The sequence below is a fragment of the Bradyrhizobium sp. 45 genome (assembly GCF_023073155.1).
Taxonomy (GTDB): domain Bacteria; phylum Pseudomonadota; class Alphaproteobacteria; order Rhizobiales; family Xanthobacteraceae; genus Bradyrhizobium; species Bradyrhizobium canariense_D.
Window position 1 is genome coordinate 237,914 of the sequence record NZ_JADPIX010000122.1, and the last position, 25,995, is coordinate 263,908.

At 62.3% G+C, this 25,995-nt stretch carries 32 protein-coding genes; 16 read left to right on the plus strand and 16 right to left on the minus strand.

The window, feature by feature from the left end:
• From IVB42_RS21380 to IVB42_RS21390, 3 genes are read left to right on the plus strand one after another with little or no spacing between them, the layout of a single operon-like run.
• Positions 1–1,155 carry an alpha-D-ribose 1-methylphosphonate 5-triphosphate diphosphatase gene (locus IVB42_RS21380; RefSeq protein WP_247299237.1) on the plus strand — a complete coding sequence of 385 codons (1,155 nt, stop codon included), beginning with the start codon at positions 1–3 and terminating at the stop codon, positions 1,153–1,155.
• Positions 1,152–1,748 carry a phosphonate metabolism protein/1,5-bisphosphokinase (PRPP-forming) PhnN gene (gene phnN, locus IVB42_RS21385; RefSeq protein ID WP_018453085.1) on the plus strand — a complete coding sequence of 199 codons (597 nt, stop codon included), beginning with the start codon at positions 1,152–1,154 and terminating at the stop codon, positions 1,746–1,748. The genes IVB42_RS21380 and phnN overlap by 4 nt, the downstream gene beginning before the upstream one ends.
• Positions 1,749–1,770: 22 nt before the next feature.
• Positions 1,771–2,382: a pyridoxamine 5'-phosphate oxidase family protein gene (locus IVB42_RS21390; RefSeq protein ID WP_247299239.1), complete on the plus strand. Its 612-nt coding sequence runs from the start codon at positions 1,771–1,773 to the stop codon at positions 2,380–2,382.
• A gap of 326 nt (positions 2,383–2,708) precedes the next feature.
• Here IVB42_RS21390 and IVB42_RS21395 read toward each other — a convergent pair whose 3' ends face one another.
• Positions 2,709–2,882, minus strand: coding sequence for a hypothetical protein (locus IVB42_RS21395; protein ID WP_247369095.1), 174 nt, complete (start codon positions 2,880–2,882; stop codon positions 2,709–2,711).
• Here IVB42_RS21395 and IVB42_RS21400 point away from each other — a divergent pair.
• Complete coding sequence (locus IVB42_RS21400) at positions 2,881–3,084, plus strand: hypothetical protein (RefSeq protein WP_018453086.1); 204 nt, start codon at positions 2,881–2,883, stop codon at positions 3,082–3,084. The genes IVB42_RS21395 and IVB42_RS21400 overlap by 2 nt on opposite strands.
• On the opposite strand, the gene IVB42_RS21405 is transcribed toward IVB42_RS21400, so the two are convergent.
• The 4 genes from IVB42_RS21405 to IVB42_RS21420 form a co-directional block, all read right to left on the minus strand.
• The gene (locus IVB42_RS21405) at positions 3,085–3,588 is read right to left on the minus strand and encodes a DUF6496 domain-containing protein (RefSeq protein WP_018453087.1); all 504 of its coding nucleotides are present in this window, start codon (positions 3,586–3,588) and stop codon (positions 3,085–3,087) included.
• Positions 3,589–3,655: 67 nt separating this feature from the next.
• On the minus strand, positions 3,656–4,438 hold the full coding sequence (locus IVB42_RS21410) for an alpha/beta hydrolase (RefSeq protein ID WP_018453088.1): 783 nt from the start codon (positions 4,436–4,438) through the stop codon (positions 3,656–3,658).
• A gap of 4 nt (positions 4,439–4,442) precedes the next feature.
• Positions 4,443–5,738 carry an O-acetylhomoserine aminocarboxypropyltransferase gene (locus tag IVB42_RS21415; RefSeq protein WP_018453089.1) on the minus strand — a complete coding sequence of 432 codons (1,296 nt, stop codon included), beginning with the start codon at positions 5,736–5,738 and terminating at the stop codon, positions 4,443–4,445.
• Positions 5,739–5,819: 81 nt separating this feature from the next.
• Positions 5,820–6,620, minus strand: a complete 801-nt coding sequence (locus tag IVB42_RS21420; RefSeq protein WP_247337567.1) for an IclR family transcriptional regulator — start codon at positions 6,618–6,620, stop codon at positions 5,820–5,822.
• A gap of 131 nt (positions 6,621–6,751) precedes the next feature.
• Here IVB42_RS21420 and IVB42_RS21425 point away from each other — a divergent pair, with 131 nt between their 5' ends.
• The 6 genes from IVB42_RS21425 to IVB42_RS21450 are packed head-to-tail and all read left to right on the plus strand — an operon-like array spanning position 6,752 to position 11,357.
• Positions 6,752–7,717 (plus strand): tripartite tricarboxylate transporter substrate binding protein, encoded by a 966-nt coding sequence (locus tag IVB42_RS21425; protein ID WP_026232459.1) that lies wholly within the window; start codon positions 6,752–6,754, stop codon positions 7,715–7,717.
• 3 nt (positions 7,718–7,720) lie between these two features.
• Entirely contained in the window at positions 7,721–8,338 is a 618-nt protein-coding gene (locus IVB42_RS21430; RefSeq protein ID WP_018453091.1) for a flavin reductase family protein, read from the plus strand.
• Positions 8,339–8,382: 44 nt separating this feature from the next.
• Entirely contained in the window at positions 8,383–9,243 is an 861-nt protein-coding gene (locus IVB42_RS21435) for a fumarylacetoacetate hydrolase family protein (protein WP_018453092.1), read from the plus strand.
• Positions 9,244–9,246: 3 nt separating this feature from the next.
• Positions 9,247–10,050, plus strand: a complete 804-nt coding sequence (gene hpaH / locus IVB42_RS21440; protein WP_018453093.1) for a 2-oxo-hept-4-ene-1,7-dioate hydratase — start codon at positions 9,247–9,249, stop codon at positions 10,048–10,050.
• Positions 10,051–10,075: 25 nt separating this feature from the next.
• Entirely contained in the window at positions 10,076–10,468 is a 393-nt protein-coding gene (locus IVB42_RS21445; RefSeq protein ID WP_018453094.1) for a RidA family protein, read from the plus strand.
• Between the two features lie 13 nt (positions 10,469–10,481).
• Entirely contained in the window at positions 10,482–11,357 is an 876-nt protein-coding gene (locus IVB42_RS21450) for an amidohydrolase family protein (RefSeq protein WP_018453095.1), read from the plus strand.
• Between the two features lie 54 nt (positions 11,358–11,411).
• On the opposite strand, the gene IVB42_RS21455 is transcribed toward IVB42_RS21450, so the two are convergent.
• The gene (locus tag IVB42_RS21455; RefSeq protein ID WP_026232460.1) at positions 11,412–12,407 is read right to left on the minus strand and encodes an LLM class flavin-dependent oxidoreductase; all 996 of its coding nucleotides are present in this window, start codon (positions 12,405–12,407) and stop codon (positions 11,412–11,414) included.
• A 232-nt stretch (positions 12,408–12,639) separates the two neighbouring features.
• Between IVB42_RS21455 and IVB42_RS21460 the strand changes: the two genes are divergently transcribed.
• From IVB42_RS21460 to IVB42_RS21480, 5 genes are all read left to right on the plus strand, one after another.
• The gene (locus tag IVB42_RS21460; RefSeq protein ID WP_018453097.1) at positions 12,640–13,062 is read left to right on the plus strand and encodes an MgtC/SapB family protein; all 423 of its coding nucleotides are present in this window, start codon (positions 12,640–12,642) and stop codon (positions 13,060–13,062) included.
• Between the two features lie 135 nt (positions 13,063–13,197).
• Entirely contained in the window at positions 13,198–13,701 is a 504-nt protein-coding gene (locus IVB42_RS21465; RefSeq protein WP_018453098.1) for a twin-arginine translocation pathway signal, read from the plus strand.
• A gap of 11 nt (positions 13,702–13,712) precedes the next feature.
• Positions 13,713–14,342: a ferric reductase-like transmembrane domain-containing protein gene (locus tag IVB42_RS21470; protein WP_026232461.1), complete on the plus strand. Its 630-nt coding sequence runs from the start codon at positions 13,713–13,715 to the stop codon at positions 14,340–14,342.
• Positions 14,343–14,537: 195 nt separating this feature from the next.
• The gene (locus IVB42_RS21475; RefSeq protein WP_018453100.1) at positions 14,538–15,014 is read left to right on the plus strand and encodes a cyclic nucleotide-binding domain-containing protein; all 477 of its coding nucleotides are present in this window, start codon (positions 14,538–14,540) and stop codon (positions 15,012–15,014) included.
• Between the two features lie 132 nt (positions 15,015–15,146).
• Positions 15,147–15,476 carry a hypothetical protein gene (locus IVB42_RS21480; RefSeq protein WP_085361134.1) on the plus strand — a complete coding sequence of 110 codons (330 nt, stop codon included), beginning with the start codon at positions 15,147–15,149 and terminating at the stop codon, positions 15,474–15,476.
• A 212-nt stretch (positions 15,477–15,688) separates the two neighbouring features.
• On the opposite strand, the gene IVB42_RS21485 is transcribed toward IVB42_RS21480, so the two are convergent.
• A complete protein-coding gene (locus IVB42_RS21485; protein WP_018453102.1) occupies positions 15,689–16,639 on the minus strand; it encodes a LysR family transcriptional regulator in 951 nt (316 codons plus the stop codon).
• Positions 16,640–16,715: 76 nt separating this feature from the next.
• Here IVB42_RS21485 and IVB42_RS21490 point away from each other — a divergent pair, with 76 nt between their 5' ends.
• Positions 16,716–17,270: a DUF4440 domain-containing protein gene (locus IVB42_RS21490; RefSeq protein ID WP_026232462.1), complete on the plus strand. Its 555-nt coding sequence runs from the start codon at positions 16,716–16,718 to the stop codon at positions 17,268–17,270.
• A 957-nt stretch (positions 17,271–18,227) separates the two neighbouring features.
• On the opposite strand, the gene IVB42_RS21495 is transcribed toward IVB42_RS21490, so the two are convergent.
• The 9 genes from IVB42_RS21495 to IVB42_RS21535 all read right to left on the minus strand — a co-directional run bounded on the left by IVB42_RS21495 (position 18,228) and on the right by IVB42_RS21535 (position 25,928).
• Entirely contained in the window at positions 18,228–18,839 is a 612-nt protein-coding gene (locus IVB42_RS21495; RefSeq protein ID WP_247399195.1) for a hypothetical protein, read from the minus strand.
• Between the two features lie 276 nt (positions 18,840–19,115).
• Positions 19,116–20,066, minus strand: a complete 951-nt coding sequence (locus tag IVB42_RS21500) for a hypothetical protein (protein WP_247399197.1) — start codon at positions 20,064–20,066, stop codon at positions 19,116–19,118.
• On the minus strand, positions 20,063–20,761 hold the full coding sequence (locus IVB42_RS21505) for a hypothetical protein (RefSeq protein ID WP_247471226.1): 699 nt from the start codon (positions 20,759–20,761) through the stop codon (positions 20,063–20,065). The genes IVB42_RS21500 and IVB42_RS21505 overlap by 4 nt, the downstream gene beginning before the upstream one ends.
• A 158-nt stretch (positions 20,762–20,919) precedes the next feature.
• A complete protein-coding gene (locus tag IVB42_RS21510) occupies positions 20,920–21,606 on the minus strand; it encodes a recombinase family protein (protein WP_247368559.1) in 687 nt (228 codons plus the stop codon).
• Positions 21,607–21,710: 104 nt separating this feature from the next.
• Positions 21,711–22,265, minus strand: coding sequence for a hypothetical protein (locus IVB42_RS21515; RefSeq protein WP_247368561.1), 555 nt, complete (start codon positions 22,263–22,265; stop codon positions 21,711–21,713).
• Positions 22,266–22,775: 510 nt separating this feature from the next.
• Positions 22,776–23,087 (minus strand): hypothetical protein, encoded by a 312-nt coding sequence (locus tag IVB42_RS21520; protein WP_247368564.1) that lies wholly within the window; start codon positions 23,085–23,087, stop codon positions 22,776–22,778.
• Between the two features lie 176 nt (positions 23,088–23,263).
• Positions 23,264–23,539 (minus strand): hypothetical protein, encoded by a 276-nt coding sequence (locus tag IVB42_RS21525; RefSeq protein WP_247368567.1) that lies wholly within the window; start codon positions 23,537–23,539, stop codon positions 23,264–23,266.
• A gap of 207 nt (positions 23,540–23,746) precedes the next feature.
• Positions 23,747–24,205 (minus strand): hypothetical protein, encoded by a 459-nt coding sequence (locus IVB42_RS21530; protein ID WP_247395393.1) that lies wholly within the window; start codon positions 24,203–24,205, stop codon positions 23,747–23,749.
• A 124-nt stretch (positions 24,206–24,329) separates the two neighbouring features.
• Positions 24,330–25,928: a DUF6538 domain-containing protein gene (locus IVB42_RS21535; protein ID WP_247395392.1), complete on the minus strand. Its 1,599-nt coding sequence runs from the start codon at positions 25,926–25,928 to the stop codon at positions 24,330–24,332.
• Between the last annotated feature and the right edge of the window lie 67 nt (positions 25,929–25,995).

A 25,995-nucleotide genomic window follows, 5' to 3' on the forward strand; every position in this document is an offset into this window, starting at 1 on the left:
ATGAACGCCAAGAAGGACATCGTGATCGCCAACGCCAGGATCGTGCTGGCGGAACGGGTGATCGAGCAGGGCTGGCTTGCCCTCGCCGATGGACGCATTGCCGAGATCGGCGAGGGCAGGGCGCCCGCGGGGGCAGAGGATGCCGGCGGCGATCTGATCATGCCCGGCTTGATCGAGCTCCACACCGATCACCTCGAGGCGCATTACGTGCCGCGACCAAAAGTGTTCTGGAATCCAGTCGCCGCCGTCGTCTCCTATGACGGCCAGCTCGCGACATCAGGCATCACGACGGTGTTCGACTCGCTCCGGGTCTGGCGCGAGGATGGCGCCGAGGAAGTCGACGGCCGCGCCGGCACGCTTGCCGCCGCAATCACGACCGCTCGCGATGCTGACCTGCTCCGCGCCGATCACTTCCTGCATCTGCGCTGCGAAATCCCGATGCCGAGCGTGGTCGAGGAGGCCAGGGAGCTGATCGACCGTCCCGACGTGCGGCTGATGTCGCTGATGGACCACACCCCCGGCCAGCGCCAGTTCCGGGACGAAGGCAAGCTGCGCGACTATTATCGCGGTAAGGGCGGCGGCAAGACCGACGCCGAGCTCGACGAGCTGTTCGCGAAGCGCTTCGAATATCAGAAGGCCTATGCCGCGACCAACATGCGCGAGATCGTGGCGCTGGCCCACAAGTACAAGATCCCGCTGGCGAGCCATGACGACACCACTGAGGAGAACGTCGTGGACGCCGTGCGCGATGGCGTTTCGGTGGCGGAATTTCCGACCACGCTGGAGGCCGCGCGCGGCCTGCACGAGGCCGGCATCGACATCCTGATGGGCGCGCCGAACGTCGTGCGCGGCGGCTCGCATTCCGGCAATATCGCCGCGGTCGATCTCGCCCGCGAGGGCCTGCTCGACATCCTGTCGTCGGACTACATCCCCTCGAGCCTTCTGATGGCCGCGCTGCACTTGCCCGAGCACGTGCCCGCCATCACTCTTCCGGCGGCGATCCGCACCGTGACGAAGGCGCCCGCGGAGGCAGTCGGCCTGTCCGACCGCGGCGAGATCGCGATCGGCAAGCGTGCCGATCTGATCCGCGTGCATGTCGCGGGCCGCGTCCCCGCGGTCCGCAGCGTCTGGCGCGAAGGAAGCCGTGTCGCATGAGCGAGGCCGTCACCGTGGCGGGAAAGACAACGGGTGCGATCGGGCCCGGGCGGCTCGTGCTCGTGGTCGGTCCCAGCGGTGCCGGCAAGGACACGCTGCTGCGGCTGGCGCGGGCAGCCTGCATCGAGGATCACGACATCGTCTTCCCGCGCCGTGTCGTGACGCGGGAATCCTCGGCCGACGAAGACAATATTGCGGTGAGCCCTGACGAATTCCGTCGCGCGCGCGAGCATGGCGAATTCGCCGTGCATTGGGAGGCGCATGGGCATTGTTACGCGCTGCCGCTCGACCTCAACGACGATATTCGTGCCGGACGCGCCGTCGTGGCCAATGTTTCGCGCACGGTGATCGGCGTGCTGCGCCAGACCTATGCAAACGTCGTGGTGGTCGCGATCACGGCGCCTCCGGATGTGCTGGCGCAGCGGCTTGCCGCTCGCGCCCGGCACAGCGACGGCAATATCGCGGAACGGCTGACGCGCAGCGTCGACGACGCATCGACTCAGGCCGACGTCACCATCCTCAACGCCGGCAGCGCTGAGTATCACGGCCGCCAGCTTCTGCGCGTGATCAGGAACCAGGGCTGGCACGAATAGCCCGCACAACAAGGAGACTGGAATGTCGGTGATCGAAACGGTCGAGCAGCTGGAGGCCATCTACGGCGTCACCAACGACGCATCGATCGTGAAAGTCGCCGACCACGTCACCCCGCTCTATCGCGTCTTCATCGAAAAGGCGCCGTTCGCCGCGCTCGCTACCATCGGACCCGAGGGGATCGACTGCTCGCCGCGCGGCGATCTCTCCGGCTTCGTCCGCATTCATGACCCGAAGACGCTGATGCTGCCGGATCGCCGCGGCAACAACCGGGTCGATTCCTTGCGCAACATCGTGCGCGATCCCAGGGTATCGCTGATGTTCCTGATCCCCGGCTCCGGAAATGCGGTTCGGGCCAATGGCCGGGCGCATCTGTCCATCGATTCCGAATTGCTGGCCTCGTTCAAGGTCGACGGCAAGGCGCCGCGCAGCGTCATGGTGATGACGGTCGACGAAATTTACTTCCAGTGCGCCCGCGCCATCGTCCGCTCCGATCTCTGGAATCCCGACAAGCGCATCGACCCCAAGACGCTGCCGACGCCCGGCCAGATCCTCGCCGAGATGAGCGAGAACAAGGTCGGCGGCGCGGAGTATGATCGCGCCTGGCCGGAGCGTGCGGCCGCGACGATGTGGTGAGTTCGTTCTTCCCCTCTCCCCTTGCGGGAGAGGGTGGCTCGCCGCGTAGCGGCGAGACGGGTGAGGTCTCTCTCCGCGTGCGACTCTCTTGAGGATTCGCGGAGGCAAACCCCTCATCCGGCGCTTCGCGCCACCTTCTCCCGCAAGGGGAGAAGGAAGAACTCATCGCGAGATGAATTCGTTTGTCGGCGCTCGCACCCGGAGACGCGCCCCTGCGCGCTCATCGCAATTATGGATAGACATTTCATTGACCGTTCGCGCTAAACGCTCGATATTCGACGCATCGACACTGCTCCTTCGAGCCGAAGCCGCGATATGAGAACCGATCACCCGCGCAGTAACAATGACATGCATGCGTGCATGACGCGCCGCTGTTTCTCGGCGGCCACCGGCGCATGTTGTTGTTGCTGACCGCCGCCTCCTAGCAGCACCTCACCCAGCAAATCCCAAGAAGAAAATCCAAAGACAGGAACGCCGAGACCCGGCGGACGAGCAGTCATGTCCCGAACTCAATCGAATGCCTACGTCATCGAGATCCACGACCGCGCCGCCGGCATCGTCACGAGGGATACGCGCGGCTTCCGCTTCTTCTCCTCCGAGCGTCTGTTCGACAGCCTCGAAGGCCGCCAGTTCCGCTCGGCGCGCGAGGCGGAGCGCGCCGCCCGTGCGGTATTCTCCGAGCGGGGCCGGCGCGCGAACTGATCAGCTCCGGCGGCGCGCCCTGGTGCGTGCCGCCTTCTTTGCGGCGCTGGAGCGGGCCTTGGCGCCCTTGGTGCGGCTCGCCTTGCGCGCGGCGGCTGAACGCGACGCGGCCGTTCGCCGGCTCGCGGCACGTTTGCCCTGCTTCGACAGTGCACTGCGCGAGGCGGTCGAGCGCGGCTCCTTCTTCAAAACCTTTTCGACTGCTTGCGACACGCGCGGCCGGCGCTTCGGGGTGCGCTTGCCCTGACCGACCTCGTAGGCATATTTGGCGCTGCGTCGCGTCGATTTCTTGACGCTTTCCTTGCGCGGTGGCGGCAGATCGATGCCGGCGCGGCGCGCTTCGGAGAGACCGATGGCAATGGCCTGCTTCGTCGAGCGGGCGCCATGCTTGCCCTTGCGGATCTTGTCGATCTGGTCCTTGACGAATTCGCCGGCCTGCGTGCTTGCCGATTTACCGGCACGCTTGTCTTGCCTGGCTTTGCGAATGACTTCCTGTCTTGGCATGGGTCCTGTTCCCTCGATCTTCACAGGGATATCTGACCGCAACGCGCAAGATGGATGATTGATCCTGTCAGTTCCGGAGCGCAGCCAACAACTCATCCGGGCGTTCGGCCATGATCATGTGGCCCGCGCCGGGCACCACGACGGTCTTCGCATGCGGGATCGCGGCGGCAAGTGCCTTGCCGGCCTTCACCGGCGTCATCATGTCCCGTTCGCCGAGGATGAGCGTCGTGGGCACCTTCACGCTTGCGGCTGCTTGCAGCGCATTCGCGTAAGCATTGCAGGCCGACAAATCCCGGAACAGCACGCCCGGCTCGCAGTGTTTCAATACGGCCTGCGCCCCGCCATGCATCCACAGGCCCGGTGCGAGGCTGCCACCGAGCTCGGCGTTGAAGCCGAGGCCCCAGATCGAGACCATGTCGTTTGCATCCTGCGAATTGGCTTCGGCCGCCTTCAGCAGATCCGGGCCGACCGTCATGGTCGCGGCCGTGCCGATCAGGCTGAGCGCGGAAACCTTGTCGGGGTGACGTGCGGCCGTCTCCAGCGAGATCAGCGAGCCCATGGAATGGCCGATCAGATGCGCTTTCGTCACTCCGGCCGCATTGAGCAGGGCCGCCGTCCAGTCGGCCATCTCGGCGATGCTGCCGAGCGAAGGTCCGGGCGAGCGGCCGTGGCCGGGCAGATCCGGCGCCAGCACGCCAAAGCCATGATGGGCGAACCAGCGCGTGTGCAGCGCCCAGGTCGAATGATCGAAGCCGGCGCCGTGGAGGAAGGCGACCGCGGGCAGGGATCTGTCGAAGTCGCGGCCGCCGGTTGCGACCAGCACCTCGGCGCCGTTGACGGAGAGCTTCATGGTGTCAGACCTTTTGCGAGATGCGCAGCGCTTGGGTGAGATCGTCGACGATGTCGCTTGCGGTCTCGATGCCGACCGAGAGTCGCACCAGCTCCTCGCCGATGCCGGAGGCCTTGAGCTGCTCGGCGTCCATCTGCTGGTGTGTGGTCGAGGCGGGGTGGATCACCAGCGTCTTGGCGTCGCCGACATTGGCGAGATGGCTGATCATGCGCAGCGATTCGATGAACTTGCGGCCGGCGGGCCGCCCGCCCTTGATGCCGAAGGAGACGATCGAGCCGGCGCCGCGCGGCAGCAATTGTTTTGCGAGCTGGTAGTCCGCATGATCTTCCAGCGAGGGATGCAGCACCCAATCCACGGCCTTGTTGGACTTCAGTGCTTCCAGCACGAGCTGGGTGTTTTGCATATGGCGGTCCATGCGCACCCCGAGCGTCTCGACGCCCTGCAACAGCTGGAACGCGTTGGTCGGGGATAGACAAGCGCCGAAATCGCGCAGGCCTTCGGTACGCGCGCGCATGATGAAGGCGGCGGTGCCGAACTGCTCGTCGAAGACGATGCCGTGATAGCCGCCATAGGGCTCGGTCAGCACGCCGAATTTTCCGGATGAGCGCCAGTCAAAACGACCGCCGTCGACGATGGCGCCGCCGATCGCGATGCCGTGGCCGCCGATCCATTTGGTCGCCGAATGCATGACGATGTCGGCGCCGAGCTCGATCGGACGGCTGAGATAGGGCGTGGCAAAGGTGTTGTCGATCAGCAGCGGAATCTTCGCGTCATGCGCGATCGAAGCGACTTTCGGAATGTCCAGCACCTCGAGCCCGGGATTGCCGATGGTCTCGCCGATCATCAGCTTCGTGTTCGGCTTGATCGCCGCGCGGAACGCGTCGAGATCGCGCGGCTTGACGAACGTTGTGGTGATGCCGAAGCGCGGCAGCGTGTGCGCCAGCAAATTGATGGTGCCGCCATAGAGCGAGCTCGATGCCACGATATGGTCGCCGGCGTTCAGAAGCGTGGCGATGGCCAGATGCAGCGCCGCCATGCCGCTCGCGGTGCAGATCGCGCCGACGCCGCCTTCCAGCGCCGCAAGCCGTTCTTCCAGCACGCCGGTGGTCGGATTGGAGATGCGCGTATAGATGTGGCCGGCGCGTTCGAGATTGAACAGCGCGGCGGCGTGATCGGAATCCTGGAACACGTAGGACGTGGTCTGGTAGATCGGCACCGCGCGGGCGCCGGTCGCGGGATCCGGATGCTGGCCCGCATGCAGGCTCAGGGTCTCGAAGGCAGGCGGTTTTGGCGCGGGCATGCGGGGCCTCGTTGCTCGGTCGGCGGAGGCGGCTCTTGTGCCATAAAATGGCGCGCTGCGTCAGCCCATTGACAGCGTTGTCTAACCCCGGATCGCCTGCTCGATGATCCGCGCCTCCCGCAGCAGGATCTCCGCGACCTCCTGTTCGCGTCGTGGGCCGAGCCTGGTGCGAACGGCGGAGACGGTCATCGCGGCAGCGGGACGGCCGTCCGGGGTCTCGATCCAGGTCGAGATCGACTTCGTACCCTGCACGAGACCAATTTCCCTCATGCCGTATCCCAGCCGTCTTGCGGCGGTGACCTGGCCCAGCACCGTCGCAACATCGGTCCGGTAGGCCTCCAGTCTCTTCTCGTTGGCTGCGACGATTTTTCGCGCGTCCTGCGCCGGCATCGCGGCGAGGATGGCGACGCCTGCGCTGGAGACGCCGAGCGGTCGGCGCGCGCCGACCTCGATCGACAGCACCTGGATCGGATAGACGCCAATCCGGCGATCAACGCACAGCGTGTCGTTGCCGGTCCGCACCGTCAGGAACAGCGTGTCGCCGATCTCGGCCGAGGCGCGTTGCAGCGACGGATTTGCCGCGATCAGCAGCCGCGACGGCCGAGGCCGTGCGAGCGCGAGCTCCGGCACCTGGTTGCCGATCGCGTAGCGGCCGGTCCGGTCATGCCGTTCGACGATGCCTTCCTCGATCAGCACGTGGACGATGCGGTGCACGGTCGGGCGGGTGAGGCCGGTCGCCCGCACCACCTCGGCCAGCAGCACGCCGTCTTCGCGGCCTGCGGCAAGGATGCGCAGCACCGCGAGCGCGCGCCGGATCGCCTGCGCGCCCTGTCGCGGTCCCGTGATGCGGCGGGTGGATTTCGCGGAAGTCGTCTTGTCCATAATATGGACGAGAACGCCACAATTCACTCGACAGGTAAAGCGCCCATCTGGAGATTGCGCTCCGAATCGACATGCCGTGTACGACGTCAGGCAAATCGACGTAAAATTGGAAGCGCCGCCGGGAGGTTAACATGCGATTAATCTGGATTGCCCTAGCTGCCGCAGCGGCGATGTTGACGGGACCGGCGTCGGGCCAGCAATGGCCGGCGCGCAACGTCAAGCTGATCGTGCCCTATCCGGCCGGCGGCAATGTCGATAGCGCCGCGCGCATCATCGCGGACAAGCTCCAGGAAAAGCTCGGCCAGCCCTTCATCATCGAGAACAAGGCGGGCGCCGGCGGCATGATCGCGGGCGAGGCGTTCGCGAAATCCGCGCCCGACGGCTACACGCTGTTCGTCGGCGCCAACGGCCCGGTGCTGTTCGCGACCGAAATCAACAAGCGCGACGCCTACAATTGGAAGAAGGACTTCCTGCCGATCACGACGATCTCGATGACGTCGTTGGTGCTCGAGGTGCATCCGTCGGTGCAGGCGACCACCTTCAAGGAATTCATCGACCTCGCCAAGCGCGAGCCGGGCAAGCTGACGATGGCCTCGCCCGGCCCCGGCACCACCAATCATCTGCTCAGCGAGCTGATGCAGTCCAGCCTCGACCTGCAATGGGTCACCGCGCATTATCGCGGCAATGCGCCTGCCGTCAACGATCTCTTGGGCGGGCAGGTGCAGTTCGCGTTCGACCAGCTCACGGTCAGCCTGCAGCACATCAAGGCCGGTCTGTTCCGGGCGCTGGCCGTCACCAGCCCGCACCGCCTGAAGTCGCTGCCCGACGTGCCGACCTTCGCCGAGCTTGGTTACAAGGATTTTGACGGCCAGACCTTCACCGGCCTGTTCGCACCGGCAGGCACGCCGGCGCCCGTGATCGACAAGCTGCACGAGGCACTGACCGCGATCCTGAAGGACCCCGCCGTGGTCGACAAGTTCGAGAAGCTCGGCGGTGAAGCCGTCGCGATGACGCCCGACGAATTCAAGGCCTATCTCGCGCGCGAGGACGCCAAATGGATTCCGATCGTGCGCAAGGCCAACATCAAGGCGGATTGATCGATGCGGATCGACCCCAGCGAGCTCGGCGCCGAGCGCATCTACCGGCTGATGACCGGCATCGTGGTGCCGCGTCCGATCGCCTGGGTGACGAGCCTGTCGCGCGCAGGCGTGCTCAACCTCGCGCCGTTCAGCGCCTTCACCTTCGTCTCGCAGAAGCCGCCGATGCTCGCGATCAGCGTCGGCCGCAAGGGCGCGGACTACAAGGACACCGCGCATAACATCCTCGATACCGAGGAATACGTGATCCACATCGCCGATACCCCGCTGATGCAGGCGGTGCACGACTCATCGGTCGAGCATCCGCCCGAGATCAGCGAGGTCGCGGAGCTCGGCCTTGAGACGCTCCCGAGCGAGCGCATCAAGGTGCCGCGGCTCAGCGTTGCACCCGTTGCGATGGAGTGCCGCTTTCGGCAGTGCCTCGAATTCGGCGACGCCCGCAGCCGTCTCATCGTGGGCGAAGTCGTGATGTTCCACCTCCGCGACGGCCTCGTGAACGACGGCAAGGTCGAAACCGTCGCGCTCGATCCGATCGCGCGCATCGGCGGGCCGCGCTACGCCCGGCTCGGCGAGATCGTGACGCTGCACGGCGTGTTCCAGACTCCCAAATCGAAAGACTGAGCGCGCCGCCCCCGCGCGCGCCCCAAGACCATTGGAGAACGACCATGCGACTCCTAAGCTATCTCGTGGACGGAGAGCCGCGCTACGGTGCCGTCATGGAAGGCGGCGTCGTTGATCTGACCCGGCGGATCGGCCGCGACTTCTCCGATGTCAGGGCGCTGATCGCAGCCAACGCGCTGGCCGACGCGCAGGAAGCCGTCGCCGGACAAAAGCCGGACTACGCGCTGGAAGAGCTCGTGCTGCTTCCGCCGGTGCTGGCGCCGGAAAAGCTCTGGTGCATCGGAGTCAATTACGCCGAGCGCAATGCGGAGTATAAGGACAGCTCTGACCTGCCCAAATATCCCAGTCTGTTCGTGCGCAGCATGTCCTCGATGACGGGCTCAGGCCAGCCGCTGGAGAAGCCTCACGTCTCCGAGCAGCTCGACTATGAAGGCGAGCTCGTCATCGTGATTGGCCAGGGCGGCCGCCACATTCCGCGCGAAAAGGCCTGGGCGCACATCTTCGGCATGACGCTGTGCAACGAGGGCACGATCCGCGACTGGCTCCGCCACGGCAAGTTCAACGTCACGCAGGGCAAGAATTTCGACCGCTCCGGCAGCATCGGTCCGTGGATCGTCACCGCGGACGAGCTCGATCCGCGCGGGCCTCATGACATCGTCACGCGCGTCAACGGCGAGGTGCGGCAGCAGGACACCACCGAGCGGCTGATGTTCCCGTTCGATTTCCTGATCTCCTATCTCTCGACCTTCGCAACCCTCAAGCCCGGCGACATGATCGTGACGGGCACGCCGACCGGCGCCGGCGCCCGCTTCGACCCGCCGCGCTGGCTCAAAGTCGGTGACGTCGTCGAGGTCGAATCCAGCCGCATCGGCGTGCTGCGCAACACCGTCGCGGCGGAGCAATAGGTCATGCTGGATACTGCCACGATCGAACGTCTTGCCACGCGGCTCGACGAAGCCGAACGCACCAAGACGCTGATCACGATGTTTTCGAAAGACCATCCCGATTTCAGCATCGAGGATGCCTATGCCGTTCAGCGCGCCTGGACCAGACTCCAGCTCGGACGCGGCCGGGTCATCAAGGGCCACAAGATCGGCCTGACCTCGAAAGCGATGCAGAACGCGGTCGGCATTTCCGAACCCGATTACGGCGTGCTGTTCGCCGACATGTTCTATGCCGACGCCACGCCGATTCCGTTCGACCGCTTCCAGGCGCCGCGAATCGAGGTCGAGCTCGCCTTCGTGCTGAAGGCGCCGCTGCGCGGGCCCGATTGCACCATCTTCGACGTGCTCAACGCCACCGACTACGTCACCCCGGCGCTGGAGATCCTGGAGACGCGCATGCACCGCGTCGATCCCGAAACGGGCAAGGCGCGAAAGGTCATGGACACGATCTCGGACAACGCGGCGAACGCCGCGCTGGTGCTTGGCGGCCGGCCTTTCCGTCCGATGGACGCGGACATGCGCTGGATAGGCGCGCTGTTGTTCCGCAACGGCGAGGTCGAGGAAACCGGGCTTGCCGCCGGCGTGCTCAACCATCCCGCCAACGGCATTGCCTGGCTCGCCAACCGCCTCGCGCCGCATGACGAGCATCTGGCCGCCGGCGAGGTGGTGCTGGCGGGATCGTTCACGCGTCCGGTCGACATTCGCCGCGGCGACACGTTTCATGCCGATTATGGCGCGTTCGGCTCGGTGTCGTGCCAGTTCGTCTGAATCAACACATGAAAGGGAGCGCATCATGACCGGTCACACGCGGCGCAAGAGCATCCATATCGGCGGCTTCAAGCATGCCAACCCGATTCCGAACGCCTGCCGCATCGGCAATCTCGTGATGTCGGGCGTCATTCTCGGCCGCGATGCGACTGGTGCGATGCCCGAGAGCCTGGAGGCGCAATGTGCCAACATGTTCGCGCATATGAAGGCGACGGTCGAGGCTGCCGGCGGCACCACCGACGACATCATCAAGATGACGGTGTGGCTGAAGGACCGTACGCAGCGCGGCCCGGTCAATGTCGAGTGGCTGAAGATGTTTCCGGACGAGCATTCGCGCCCGGCGCGCCACGCGCTGCCGATGGACAACATGGACGGCGGCGCGCTGGTGCAGTGCGACTTCACCGCCGTAATCGACTGAGGGAGTTTTGCGCATGCCGACCTATCTTCCGTTCGACCCGAACCCGCGCCGCCCGGTCAAGGGGCCGCCGCCCAAATCCCTCGACAGCCAGTTTCACGTGCTCGGCCCCCTCGACAAATATCCGGAGCGTCCCGGTGCTGCCTATCGGATGCCGACCGCGACCTGGGAGGCGGCGCTGCGCGTGCACAAGACGCTCGGCATCGAGCGCGGCATCATCGTGCAGACCACGACGTATGGCGCCGACCATGCCGTCGTGCTCGACGGTCTCGCCGCGATGGGCCCGAACTATCGCGGCTGCGCCAACGCGCTGGTGTTCGCCGAGGCGAACGATTCGTATCTTGCCAAGCTGCATGATGCTGGGGTCCGCGGCGCGCGCTTCAGCTTCCGCCAGGAGCTCGGCGCTGTGCTGTCGGATGCCGATTTTGCCCGCGCGATTGCGCGCATCCGCGAGCTCGGCTGGTACGTCAAGATCCAGCCCGAGAAGGACGGCATCGTCTCCAGCGTCGCCAAATACGAGAATCTCGACGTGCCCGTGCTGATCGACCACATGGCACGGCCCGATCCTGAAGCCGGCAGGAACGATCCGAACCTGCGCAAGATGCTGGAGCTGCTCGGCAAGGGCAATTTCTGGGTGATGCTGTCGCTCGGCGAGAAGTCCTCGAAGCTCGGGCCGCCCTACGACGACGTCATCCCGATCGCGCGTGCCTATATCGAGGCAGCAGTCGACCGCTGCGTCTGGGCCAGCGACTGGCCGCACCCGGTCTCGGTCAAGCAGCCGCCCAACGACGCCGATCTGCTGGAGTTGATGTACCGCTACGCGCCCGACCAGTCGACGCTGGAGAAGATCCTGGTGCACAATCCGGCCAAGCTGTTCGGCTTTCCGGATTAGGGCGCTCACGGCCTGCCACGAGCGCAGCTTCACCGTCGCAACAATCGCACCCGCTCACCCCGCCAACCGGTCCCTTACCCCGGCTGCGATCTCGAACGAGCGCAGCCGTGCGGCGTGGTCGTAGATCTGCCCCGTCGTCATCAGCTCGTCCGCGCCGGTGTCGGCGATCAGCGCCTTCAGCTTCGCTTCGACCATGTCAGGCGTGCCGACCGCCGAGCACGACAGCGACTGGCCGACCATCGCCTTCTCGGCTGGCGACCACAGCGCGTCCATGTCGTCGACCGGCGGCGGCAGCGGGCCGGGCGTGCCGCGGCGCAGATTGATGAACTGCTGCTGCAGCGAGGAGAACATGCGCTGCGCGTCCGCGTCGCTGTCGGCGGCGAACACGTTGACGCCGACCATCGCATAGGGCTTGTCGAGCTGCGTCGAGGGTTCGAACCGCGCCCGATACTCCCGCAGCGCCGGCATCATCATTTGCGGTGCGAAGTGTGAAGCGAACGCGAACGGCAGGCCGAGCATCCCTGCGAGCTGCGCGCCAAAGGTGCTGGATCCCAGGATCCACAGCGGCACCTTCGTCCCCATGCCCGGCACGGCCCGGATGGCCTGGTTCGGCTGCACGTCGCCGAGCAGCGCCTGCAACTCCAGCACGTCCTGCGGAAAGTTTTCCGAACTCGTCGCGAGGTCGCGCCGCAGGGCGCGTGCGGTAAATTGGTCGGTGCCCGGTGCCCGCCCGAGCCCGAGATCGATCCGCCCGGGATAGAGCGAAGCCAGCGTGCCGAACTGCTCGGCGATGACGAGCGGCGAATGGTTCGGCAGCATGATCCCGCCGGACCCGACCCGGATCGTCTTCGTCCCGCCCGCGATATGCCCGATCACCACCGACGTCGCCGCGCTCGCGATCCCCGTCATGTTGTGATGCTCGGCCAGCCAGAACCGCTTGTATCCCCAGCCCTCCGCATGCTGCGCGAGATCGAGCGAATTGCGGAACGCTTGTGACGCATCGCCGCCTTGGCGGATGGGCGCGAGGTCGAGCACGGAGAAGGGGATCATGGAAGGGTCCGGATGGAGCGTGCGGTGGTAACGTGGACTCGACATGTAGGAGCCGGTCGCAGGAATACCAGCCGAAACGATCATGGTGCTGCGCCGGCGGCTCCATCGCGCGGAGACGGGGCCATCGCTGCGCTGCATGCGGCAAATTCGCCTGTATGGAAACCGCGGGCCGCATTGCCGCGTTGCCGGCCGGTTTGATCAACGGCGACGATTTTCATTTCGGGGGCTTTCTTTGGACAGATTCAACATTGGTGTTCATGTCGTTGCGCTGGCTGCGGCCTTCGCACTCGCCGTTCCCATTGGCTGGGACCGCGAGAAGCGGGCGCGAAGCGCGGGCTTGCGCACCTTTCCACTGGTCGCAATGGCAAGCTGCGGCTTCGTGCAGGCCAGCGAAAGCCTGCTCGTGCATTCGCCTGACGGAATGGCGAAGGTGATCGAGGGCCTCATCACCGGCATCGGCTTCATCGGCGGTGGCGCAATTCTCAAGCAGGGGAATTCGGTGCAGGGGACCGCGACGGCCGCGAGCCTCTGGGCGACCGGCGCCATCGGCGTCTCCGTCGGGCTCGGCGCTTTTGATGTCGCGGTGACGGTCGCCGTATTCACGTTCCTGACGCTTCGCTTGTTGACGCTGGTCAAGGAAGAAGACGATCACTGATGCATGTGCGAGCGGCCTGCACCCCGTTCACAACAACGTCATCGCGACCCGCTGCGTCCCCCGGCCCAACTGTGCGTCTGGCGCGTTTTCTTGTACACTCACTGAGCCTTTGGACGCTCGCCAGGAGGAACCGACATGACCACGGTCGTACTCAATCGCCGGAGCCTCCTCGCCGCGGGCGGCTCGATCCTCGCAACCGGGCTCTTGGCGACCGGCGTCCCCGGCCTGCTGTTGCCTGCACGCGCGGACGGCCTCGCACCGACCGAGACGATGTCTGGCGGGGCGAACAACTACCGCAAGGGCGCGGCGATCGTGGAGCGGATCGGAAAGGGTGGCTTCTGGATGAGCGGCACCGTGCGCCGCGCCGGCGACGGGACTCCCTTGGCCGGGCAGCGCATCCAGATCTGGGCGCACACGGTCGAAGGCCAGGAGCACGAGCCGCAGAGTCATGGCGCCACGCTCACCGACAAGGACGGCAAGTTCCGGCTCGAAATGCCGCAGATCATTCCCATCTTCGGCCAGCCGCATGGCCACCTCGCCTATGACAGCGGTGAATTCAAAACCGTCTTCCTGCGGCCGATAATGCGGAGCGCAAAGGAAACCAGCCTCGAGGCGCACTTCGTCCTGCAGCCGGCCTGATCGCATTGGAGATGAAGGGGCGGAGATCGGCCCGGGCGCCCCTGATCTGGATCGCCCTTGCCTTGGCCATCGGCGTGCCGATCGCGCTCGCTGCGGGAAGCGAACAGCTCACATGGCGCGGCCCGGTCTACATCCTCGCCGGCTTCGCTGGCATCATTGCGCTCGGTCTCGTGCTCGCTCAGCCCCTGCTGATCGGCGGATATCTGCCGGGACTGTCGGCCTATCGCGGCCGGCGCGCCCACCACTGGATCGGCGGCACGCTGGCTCTGGCGGTGGTGATCCACGTCGCCGGCCTCTGGATCACCAGCCCGCCCGACATGATCGACGCCCTGACTTATACGTCACCGACACCGTTCTCCCCCTTCGGCGTGACCGCCATGTGGGCCATCTTCATTGTTGCGCTCCTGGCTCTGCTGCGCCGGCGGCTGGGATTGCGGTTGCGCACGTGGCGCATCGTCCATATTCCCCTCGCGATCGTCATCGTCGCAGGCAGCGTCGCCCATTGCCTGCTGATCGAGGGGACGATGGAGACGATCTCGAAGGCTGCGCTTTGCGCAGCTGTGCTGGCGGCGACCGTCAAGGTGATGGTTGATCTCTGGAGAAGGCGGACGTTGCGCGATAGCAGCATTGCGCGGCCGTAAGCGTAGGGTGGGCAAAGGCGCGAAGCGCCGTGCCCACCATCTATCTATCAATGGTGGTTGGTGGGCACGCTTCGCTTCGCCCAGCCTACGAGCTCCGAAACTTTCGCTGACCCCCTTGTTCCAACACGTTCGGCGTCGTTACCGCTGGTATCGGCTCCGCTTGCCCGGGAAGGCGGTCAAGATTATCCTCGCGCGATGGCCGTCAGTGTCCCCGACCTGAGAGCATTCCTGCTCGCCACACCGTTCTTCGGCGGTATCCCGGATCAAAGTCTCGACCTCCTGATGTCGATGCTGGTTGAGTGCCGATTTGATACCGGAGCAACCGTCGTGACGGAGGGCGAGCCCGGACGCTCGCTGTTCATCGTCAAATCCGGCCGGCTGGCGGTGAGCAAGCGGGCGAATGCGGGCAACGTCATCCCGATTTCCGTTCTGGAGCCCGGCGATTTCTTCGGTGAGATGACGCTGATTGAAATGCAAAATCGATCCGCCACGGTGGTCGCGGAGAGTCCGACCGTGCTTTACGAGCTGACCGCCCAGAAGCTCTACGCTTGCTACAAGGCCGATATCCACACCTATGTGATCGTCCTGCAAAACATCAATCGCGAGCTATGCCGACGGCTGCGCCGTTCAGACGATCGGTTAGCGGGGCATCAGGTGGGTGACGAGAGTTGACATGCGTAGCATGGGTAGAGCGAAGCGAAACCCATCATGTCTCGTCACCGCGCAAATCTTCCATGGATTTTCGTTTCGCTGTACCCATCCTACGAACTCCCCGGCACCGTAGGCTTCGAATAGGAAACTAACATGGCTCAAGCCGGAGATAATGGACGGTTCGCGGCGTTCAAGCACCACGCCAAGGTGCACTCCTTCAGAGTCAGCACTGCTTTTCTGACTTGGATTCTGCTCGGCGCGACGCTCTTTTACAAGCCTGAGTGGGTCCGATGGGCCCTGCGAACAGGCACGCACGCTATTGAAGCTGTCGGCGATGCGCTTCCTGGTTATTGGGGCGCTCAGGCCGAAATTGTCTTGCGCGAACTCGGTGGTTTCCTTTGGATCCAGATCACGGCCGCGATCCTGTTTGTCCGGTTCGTGTTCTGGCTGATCGGGGCCTCGTGGCGACGTGGTCGGCGGTAGATCCAGTCAGCTCGCGTAGGATGGGTAGAGCACTTGCGAAACCCATCATGCTTCGTCACCGAGCAATGCTATGCAATTCCTGGCCAAAACTGACTGGAGCTCTCGCTCGGGCGATGCCCGCAAGTGACCCCGAAGCGGCGGTCGCGGGGAAGTTGAGGTTCGCTAAGGCCCCACAGGCCTAAAATGTGCTTTAAGGAATATAAGAGACATCCTCAGCTGAGGGAGCCAACCTCAGCGGCGATTTCTTCCGTCAACCACGCAATGCCCGCATCCATCATTGCTGCCTTGGTCGTAATGGCCATGATTGCATCGGACTTCCGCTTCAAAGGAAGCTCAACCAATTGCAGCGCGAAACGAGCCGCGTATCTCTCGACGAGACGGCGCGGCAATGTTGCTATCAAGTCCGAGTTTGAAATTTGCGTGAGTGCCATCATAAAGGTGGGCACGGTCAGGACAATGCGGCGCTGGAGGCCGCGCTTCTCCAGGAGTTGGTCGACAAAACCTCGCGGATCGCCGTCGAGCGACACAAGAAGATGCTGTGCTCTGCAGAATGCAGCAATCGTTGGTGCGCGGGCGAATCCGTTTCCCTTGCGCATTGCGACCACGAAACACTCATCGTAAAGCTTTCTTGCCTGGAAGCGGGTTGGCACTGTGCCCAGGGGCAGGATGGCCAAGTCGATTTCGCGCTTCTCCAGCTTCTCCAGGCTTGACCGCCAAGGGTGCTCCACAGCGCTTGCATGCCTCCCTGGCATCAGATGGATCAAGCTCAGGTCGGCACGGGGTGCCTTTCTCCTGAGCCGCCCCGCAAATGGTCCCATCACCGTGTCCATGATCGCATCAGGAGCGCCAATGGAAAAACGGCGGCTACTTGTAGTCGCGTCGAAGGGCGTAGCTGAAGCAAATACGCGCCCTACGCGAGAAAGGATATCTGCTACTGGCTCGCCGAGTTCCAGCGCACGCTCCGTCGGCACAACACCCTTCGGCGTCCGTAAGAACAGGGGGTCATTAAATAGATGCCGTAGCCGCCCAAGTGAATGACTTACGGCAGAAGGGGTGATGTTCAAGCGGCTAGCCGCTCGCGCCACGTGGCTCTCCTCCAGCACAGTGTGGAAGACCAGCAGCAAGTTAAGATCGACTTTTGACAAGGAAATGTGGTTCAGCATATTGCTGAGGTTATATCACTGGATTCATGTCTCTGAAAGCTCCATGGATTGCGCAACGTTAGCCACAGGAGCTGAAATGACCAAACACCATGCAAACTGGCCAGGAACGCTGTCACGGCGGTCCGCGATCACGACAGTCGCTGCGGCATCGTTGACCCCTCGATTTTGCGCTAGTGTGGCTGCCAGTGACGACGTCGCTCACCTTATCGAGCGCGCCGCTGCGAAAAACGCGGCCTTCATGCGCGGGGACATGGATCGTTGGCTGGCCCTTGTTCGCATCGCCAGTGACTTCACGTTAATGCAACCATTCGGCGGCCCAACTAGCCACGGGTTCGACGCAAGTCCTGAACGTTTGGCGAAGCTATCCCAGTTTTTCAAGAACGGTGAGACGACCTTGGAGGTCGTGCAAACCTATGCATCGGACAAGCTGGTCGTTCTCGTCATGGTCGAGCGGCAATATGCCGAAGTCGGGAGCTTACCAAAACAAGACTGGTCGCTCCGAGTTACGGAAATCTATCGCAAGGACGGTTCTGAATGGCAGTTAGTCCATCGCCACGCAGACCCGCTGGTTCATGGCGTTACGTTGCAGGAGGCGGCGACGATTGCTCGCGGCGGACGTAAGGATGAATGACCGCGGCAACTGGCGTCTTATCAGAAGAAGGATCGATTGCGCCGAAGACTGCATTACATGCAGGTCCACTTCCCCTTTTGGCCCCATAGCGGAAGTCTGCTCGACGTCGGCTTGTATCCCCTTCCATAGGTTGGGCGATATACGTGCTTAGGCGCGCGCTAGGCAGGCAAATCTGACCCGTCGGGCAAAACACCTCTCTCCTGCAAAATCTCGTCAACCCTCCCCCACAAAAATATTCCACTTTACCGAAATTCGGAATCGCAGTATCAATCCGCCATCCCGGTCCAGGGAGAGGGGCGATCGTCCGTCGTAACGTGCGTGGGTCGGGGGGCGGTGGACGCGGCAGTGTCGGGCACGCGAAGGCGGAACCAGGGCGAGATGAACCTCGTGAGGTCCTGTTGCGTGCGGACGAACGGCGCCTGTGTCCGGCGAGCCTCTTGGCGAAGCCGGATCGCTGCGTACGGCAAAATCGTGTGGTCCTGGCCGTCGTTGCTACGGTCAAGCCTTGCGGAGATGGATCGAGGCTCAACCGGGTCTCAATGCATCGTCAATTCGCAAGGCGACGGTGACAAAAAGGAACTCGTCGCCGGGGAGAGCGCGGCATAAGCCGTCAACCCACTGCGCAGGGAAGGCCGAGTGTTCGGCGTCACCTGTATGCTGCTGTGCGGTCTTTTTGCGCTACATTTTCGCGCAGCGGACCGCGGGTGCTAAGCCGGCACCCGGTCTTCCCTGCGCCTCTTCACAGAGGAGGGTCAAGGTAGAAGCAAAACTCGGGCATCTCATGCCGCGAGAAGGCTGTTTCATGTGTGATTTGAGCGAGGGAATGGTGCTGCCAGACAGGATTGAACTGTAGCGGTCGCCAGGTGAGCTACTGAAAATGTTGGAGTTTTTCGCCTCGCCAGCTCTCCGTGTGTATCAGTCGTGGGAGCAGTTGTCATTCACCTCACTGACTGAATTTCACTGGTCAGCAGCGAGTGCGGCCGAAAGAGCCACTTCCCAGAACGTCTTGTCCATCTTCCATTTGATCTCCTCCTCGTGACCAAGGTCGCGGTCGTGTCCCTCGACGGCTAGCACGGCGGCTCGAACGAACTCACCAGCGAAGTCGGCGAGGGCATCGAGATCGTCGAAGCGCGGAAGGTCGGTTGGCTGGTCGTCGAACAGGTGGTGGGCCAGCCGGCCCGTTCGAAAGCTGCGAAGACGCGATTGGGCTTTCTGATGGCTCGGCGAGTTTACGTACATTTCATACAGAGCCAAAGCCTTAGAGGAAGCCTCTCTGCAACTCGCTTCGCCCAGTTTAGCTCCGTCCGTCAGTTGGGGGTGCCATTCGCGGGCATTCGCTGCGAGAGTTTCCTGAACGTCCTGTCGCCTGAAGAGGTGCGCGAGAACCGGAATAGAGGCTTTGTCCTGCTGTTCAACGGGATGCCCCGCGGGGTCAGACACGTCAAACAGACGAGCTAACGCAAGAGCAACATTCAGAGCCAAGCTATTCTGCGTCACGTTGAACGTGTCGCCGAAGGAGCACGGACGATTGAACCTGTCTTCGCTTATGACATCATTGGCCGCATGCATGGCAGCTCTCGCTCTCAGTGCAAACCATGTATCAGCGGCCAAAGAAGGAACGATGAGCTTTGTACGCCTCATAGCTTCTTCGTTGGCTAAAGCGGATCGTTTTTTTGACATACATGTCCTAAGTCCGGCGTTCTCGCGGGAGCGAGCGGGCAGACGTGCAAAAGCTCGGCGACCTCGGTGAGTTCTCCTCTGAGAAGTGCCACCCGAAGCCGTGCCTCCTGCGTGTTCACGACGCTCCGATCTATCTGATCTGTTCCTAGTCGATGGCTACTCGCTCTAGCGACGTTCGTCTAGCAGGGTTTCGAGGCGTTGCTCCCAGCCATCTCGGTGCTCGATACGGTCAAACCCGTCGCGAGGTCCCTTAAGAAGGTCGATGCGGCTTCGTCGGCTTAGTTCCTCCCAATCCTCATACATCAGGTACAGAGCATTGCCGTAGGACAAGTTCTCAAAGGCGACCAAGTTGTCGCCGAATTGTGCACCGAAGTATCTCAGGAACCCGTTAGTCCCCGCAATGAATGCCGTTGGCCTGAAGCGCGCCATGATGTTTAGCCGTTCTTTCATCGTGTCGCGGCTTGCCTCAGATACCGGCCTCTTGCCGCGGAGCATCCGTCGGACCACTTCATCTACGTTACCGACGGGAAGTATCTCCCAGTCCACACGCACGGTGTCGAGGTACTGTGCCAACGTCGCGGTGCTCTCAAAGACATCAGCAGCGCCTAGGTTCTCCTGCAGGATATTTAAGTTGTACAGAAGGTCCGCATCGAAGTCGGGTGCCTGTTTGCTCAGGACTTGATCGACTGCAAACCTGACGACGAACTGCGGCCCCTCTCGTTGCTCCAGCAGCGTAAGCGACAGTTCAACTTCCTTGGGGGGAATGAAATCGCGTTGATAGACCTCGCGAGTGTTGTAGTGCGTGTGCGATCCGTTGCTCCAATCTCCCCAATTCGGGCTCTCCCAAGAGAACGTCTTGGTCACCATGGGAAGATCTTTGCGCGTTACCTCCTTGCCTTCCACGTTCGCTCGGGAGTATCGGCCTGCTTCCACGGGTGGGATGAATGGGCTTGGGAGCGTCAGCTGTTCGCCCGAAAGGGTCACGCCTAAAGCGCGGTAGTTGCCGACGTCGCTTGCATTGATGCGCTTCACCACGGCGACCACGACATCATCTGCTGCAAACGCATTTATGCGGTTGAGAACCTGTTGCGGTATTTTCAGTAAGTTCTTCTTCATGGTGCCTTCCCCCGAGCCTCAGCAAACAACTGTGACGCATTCATTAGCATCTCCAAGAGCCGGGAGACGCCATCAAGCCGTGATCGGGTGGTTCGCTCATCTAGCGGCGAGTTGAGTAGCTTCCAGTCTCCGGTCGGCGTTTCGTCCTCGGAGAATGAGACGTAGATGGTCCTGCCCGGCGCTACTCGGTGCGTCAGGACGTTCCTAGCATCGCGAAGCCCTTGGTAGAGCGGGTCCTTTGATAGGGCCTCAAATGTTGTGATGATGGGATCGCTTGCCCAGGTTCGTTTATAGCCCGCGGTCGTCGAGCCGATTGCGACGCGCTGCCTGTCGCTCGGTGTGGCGAGCGGGAAGGTGCCGGGTGATAGCATTGCTCCCAGCGCAAACATGCCGAAGAAGTACGCTTCGAAGACTGAGAAGGCGCTGGAAAAGAACCCAAACAGGTTCTTCTCTTGTGTGTAGCGAATGCTCGCCTCCGGCGCCGCACCATGTTGTTTGATCGAGACCTCAAAGGCGTCGCTGTAATCGAACAGTGCGTGGTACCGATAAGACACGGCATTCCATGCCCCCACGAAGTCGCCAATGAAGGGACCTGTTAGGCCAACCGCTGCCCAGTAGGTCGCCTCGAAAGGGCTTGCCGGGAAGCCGGACGGCATGAGCAATCCGTTGACTGAAAGCGGCCGAGCCTGCCCCATACAATCTCCAAGGGTGGAAAGGCGGTTCGTCACCTTGCCATAGTGGGGCGGTAACCCTCAACGCCGTTCGATGTGCATCGGCGTGACAACTGGGGAAAAACACTGATTGGGCGGGATAAGAACGATCATCCGCAGGGATGGCTTCGATTGCGCAAGCCCTAAGCTGTCACGTTCAGCCGTGCCATCGTACGGGCCACCTGCACAGCTGACCATTCAGTCGAGCCACGCGGTGTAGGAACGCGCCGCTCCGTGAGGGCCCGTGCGATGCCACTGAGCGAGTTCACGCCATTGGCTTGTAGGTCTCGTATGATGTGGGCAAGGTCTGCAGCACGCTCGTTGGCGCGAGCAACTTGAATGTCGCGGCCAGCCTTCCGTGCCGCCCGGGAGAGCCGAGCCCCTCGGTCGCCCCCGAGCCGCACGCCACGCCGCTTGGCCGCTGCAAGGGCCACCTTGGTTCGGTCCGAGATCGCCCGTCGCTCCTCGTCGGCGACCATCGCCATGATGCCGACCGTTAGTCGGTTCGCATGAGGCATGTCAGCGGCAACGAAGTCCACGCCAGCCTTCTCCAGCCCAAGCAGGAAGTGCGCATCGCGAGATAGCCGGTCGAGCTTGGCGATGACGAGCTTGGCACCATAAACACGGCAGGTCTGTAGGGCCTTGGCAAGCTGCGGGCGATCATCATCTCTTTTCCCGCTCTCCACCTCAGTGAACGCCTCTGCAAGCGACCACCGCCCGCCATTGAGATAGCTGCGCACGGCTTCCTGCTGAGCCTCCAGCCCAAGGCCCGACCTACCTTGTCCCTTGGTAGAGACCCGGTAATACGCGACAAACACACCCTCAGCCATATCATTACATTCCAGTCAACGAACGTTGACTAAGTTGTAATAATACTCGAAATAAGTCAACCCCCCTCATCCCGGGAGGACCAAGGGGGTGTCCCTTTCGAGCGCTACAGAACTGGCCGCGTCTGAGCCCTGCGAGCGATGTTGATCTGTTTGGCCCGCAGCTTAGTGAACCTTGAGACGAGCTGAGCGGTGACACCGAGGATGTCCGCGATCTGACGATGGAGCAGACGGGGATGGTGGTCGTACAGCCAACACACCGCCTCCTGCGTGTTCAGCTCGCGACTACGGGTCGAGCGGAACGCAGCAAGCGCAGCTTCGGCGCGGCGCATCGTCGGGGCGGCCTCGCTTACGAGGTCGGCAACTGTGTCGTGCCACGCTTCGGCGATTAGTGCTTGGCACTCCGGGGACAGAACGTCGAATGGATGGCCTGATCTCGGATTGTCGTGTCGGACGCCAAGGCGACGTTCAACGAACGCTCGAGGCAAGCGATAGCGCCGCCCTTCGGCAGCGAGAACGCCCATGTGATGGAGAACGACGCGGACCCGTTTCGGCCCAACTCCGTACTGTTCGCCTAGTTCAGTGACGGTGATGAACTCGCCAATCGGGTCGGTGATGAGCCGTCCAGTCTGGCGGTGGACGGTTTCTTGGACGTAGAGCATGCGTGTGCGATCCTGTGCGGGATTGGAAGTTGATCGGAGAGCCCAGAGATTGCTGGGGCTGGGGATGCTGAGGGACATCTGAAGTGGTCAACTTCAGTGGCTTGGCAGCTCCGCGCGGGGTGGACCAAGCATTACCCATGAACTAAACACCCCAAGAACAGGTGGTGTCTTTCGCGTGCAGCTTCGAGGTGTGTCGCGATCGGCCAAGCCAATCTGATGCGCTTAGGGTAGGCGCGTTCGCACACTCCCTCGCACCGCGAGAGCCGTGGCGTTCCGTAGGGCTTTACTGCAACCTATTTGACCGTCGCCGAGGACAGGTCTTCATTGGCGAAACTGCAACCTAACTGACCAGCCGGGATAGCGTCGTTCCATAGGCTTTGGCGCAACCTAATCTCCTAGAAGCCCCGCATGGCTTCCTGCGCGGCCCTTACGAGGGCTTCCAAGGCGCATAGAAGGATGCGTTGTGGGGCTCTTCTCTACAGCCAGCTGTATCGGGTCTTGAGGTGACCTCTACAGTGCAGCGCCTGAGCGTTCCCGTCGCGAGCGATGAAGCCGCTTCAGACGGGCCGGACCGATGCAGTTGAACGACTTCACGAAGTCAATGACCTGCTGTTCCACAGGGGCCTTTCCGGCTTCCTCTGCGTCAACAGATGCTGACCGCAGTGCGCCTTGCGCTTCACGGATTGCTTGCTTCACAACGTTTGCCACCGCCTCGTCGAAGCGCTTCTCGACAGGGGTGTGAATGGTTGTGGTCGGATGCCAGAGCAAGCCCTTCACCGTCTCAAGCACATCGAGCCGCCGCTTGATCTGCTCTTTCGTCAACCATGTCGGCGCATACGGTCTTCGTAGGATCATCGTCAGAATGCCTCGGTGAACGTGCTGTGCTTCAGGAAGGCCCCCGGCGGGGGAAAGCTCGCACCAGACCCACTCAGAATGGGGCTTTCGCGGATTTGCGCCAACTATCCGGGGGAACTCATGAGGGAGATCAGCGCGGGCGCTCAGAGTACCCGATACACTTCCCTGAACAGCCAAGCTGGGAAGGCAGCAGGGCGCTGGGTGGTGGCCGCTCGATAGGCGATGCCGTTGTCCAGGCAGACCCTCAGCAGCGTCCGCTCGTCTGCCCTGAAGGCTTCTTGGGGGTCTTCCAGCATCGCTACAGGTTCGTCCATCTCATACCACCACTCGCGCACACTCATTAGGCGCGAGGGGGCGGCTCCGATGCGCCCGAGGGGCGTGGAGAGTGGGGATAGCGGTATCTTGAAGATGTCAGTCATGTGAGGCCCCAGTGGTCATCTCGACGGCGTTGCCATCAGTAGACCGTCTACGAATGGCAGGGGACATCAACCTCCCGCAGGATCGCAGGCTGCTGCAGTCTCGTCAATGATGTCCGCTGAGCCCCGAAGAGCAGGCGACAAACGGCCTGACGCCGGGCCATGAGCTGATCTTGTTACCCGTCAACGCGAAGGTCGCCCGCTAAGAACCTAAACTCGCCGCGATGGCGGGACGTTGCACTGCCTCGTAAAAACGTTGACGCTGCGCACCAAAGCCTTGTTGCGGTAGATCTTCGTCGTCATGAGAAGGGCTTCAAGTGGTTTGTTTGACGCCACGACGCTAACTATTCTGTTCACGTGAGGAGCGGGTAGCAACAAGTAAGCCACCATTGCTCTCTTAGAGGTATCGAGATTACCCAACACGGGACGGTCATAGGTGACTAATTGTCCCTCCGCAGGTGCCTTCTCGCAAGCGAGCATGATGGTCAACTTGCGCCCAGTTTGGTGATTGGGCGAGATCAACTTGCCATGCAGCTCCAGCGTCTCAAGGTGAACAAATTCATCAACCTCTGTCCGGGTTCTCGGCTCAGCGATGTAGCTGTAAAAATAATCCCAGTCGTTGACCGCCATCGCGTATCCGACCAGCCTTTCGTTGTATGCGGCAATCATTCGTTTTGGCCTTCACGAGGACTGCTCGCCGTGTGCTTACCGGACCTGCGCTTCCAGCAAGTCGGGATCGGAACATGTAGTTCCAAATGAGTACCGCAGCGGACAGGGAAACACGCGCAGCGCACTAGCGGGTTGGGTATCTCGGGAACCTCGCAATCGCATCAGCGCGAGCCTTGAGCGTGACCTTCGTGTACCTGCCTCCTTGGTGCTTCGGCGTGTGGTTCGAGATCGCGTCCAAGATGCGCTCCTGAATGCCAGCTTCGAGGCCATAGGTCTTGAATGTGTACCGCCATGCGTGGTTCGGCTGAACATCGCCCTTGATCACTCCTCGGACCATCTTCCAAATGCGGCTGTAGACCCCCTCAGCCGGCCCTTCGATGCTGCCATCCTTGGCGGGCTCGCAGAAGAGATGTCCCGCCTTCGAGTGGTTGACGAAGTCTATGAACCCGGCGGCGACCAAATGTTCATGCACCGGCACATCGCAGAAGGTGTTTGTCTTGATGCTTCCTGCCTCAGGCGTGAGCCTAAGTATCCAACCATGATCTGGGTCTTTGCGAAGGTCTTGCTTTCGTAACTGGATCATCTCAGCGACACGAGCGCCTGAGTAGGCGAGTAGCCAAGGCACCCATCGTTTCGCTGCGGTAGTCTTGGGACGCTCTCGCTTCGATCCCGTCACCGATGCAGCGAGATTGAGTACGGTCGCGGTCTCTTCGTGTGTGAAGAACTCTTCTCGGATCGTCACCTTCCGCTTCGTCTTGATCGTTGTCTTTTCGGCCGGATTGCTGGCGAGCCAGTCTCGCTCGACGCCCCAGTTGAAGACGTTGGTGAAGGAAGCGATGTCGCTATCGTTGATCGTCTTGATGCTGACCTTTTGTGCGAGACGGTGATCCCGCCAGCGCACAATGTCTTGCTTGCTGACGCGACTAGCGTCGTCATGCTGAAGAAACTCAATCAGCTTCTCGAAACGCTTCTTGATGCGACCAGCATCCCGCTTTCGTACGTTGCGATCAAGCGCGGCCTTGTGCCATGCCTCTATGAGGCCCGTCAGAGAGCGTTGCGTCGAAGGTTTGCACGCCTGTTCCTCGAACTTCACGAACCGCTTGGGATATTCGTCTGGCGTGAAGTCACCGTCAGCGGCGCGAGCCAATCTGTTAGCCATCACGGTCAAATCGCGAGACGCCATGTCGATCAACTTCCAACGGCTCTCTTCGTCCGTGACGATGCCGCGTCTGACGAGACAGGCGTCGATGATCTTGCCAAACCTTTGCTCCAGAGCGGCGCGGATGCGGTCTGCCGGTGATCTGTGAATGCCCAACTTCGCGACCGTGCCGTGCTGACCACGACGAACCTGCTCGTTGACCTCGGCCACGCGTGACCACTGCGCAGCCGTCACGACAGGCGTGCCTTCAAGGGCTTCTGCAAGGCCCACGTAGAGTTCGCCGGAGAGCGCGTTGATCTGCTTGGGTCTAAGCGGCTTTGGGCCAGCGCGGAGCGCGGCCATGGTGCGCTCAACTTGGGCCGAGACATCGGGGCACCTCGCTTTGGCGACAGCACGATCTGCCGTTTTGAGCGAGATACTGATTTGGTCTTTGTACCAGTTCGCAGGCCGCTGACTTCTTGGCAGCTTGGCCAAGATCGCTTGTACGTCAGCAGGGATACGCTTGCGGAAGTACCAGTTGTCGGAGCCGGGGCGTTTAGTAGGACAAGCCATTCTCAAGATCATCGTGTAGCACCTGTGTGTATCAGGCGCAGCGCGAAAGCCTCAACATGTTCAGTAAGTTGCTGATGTC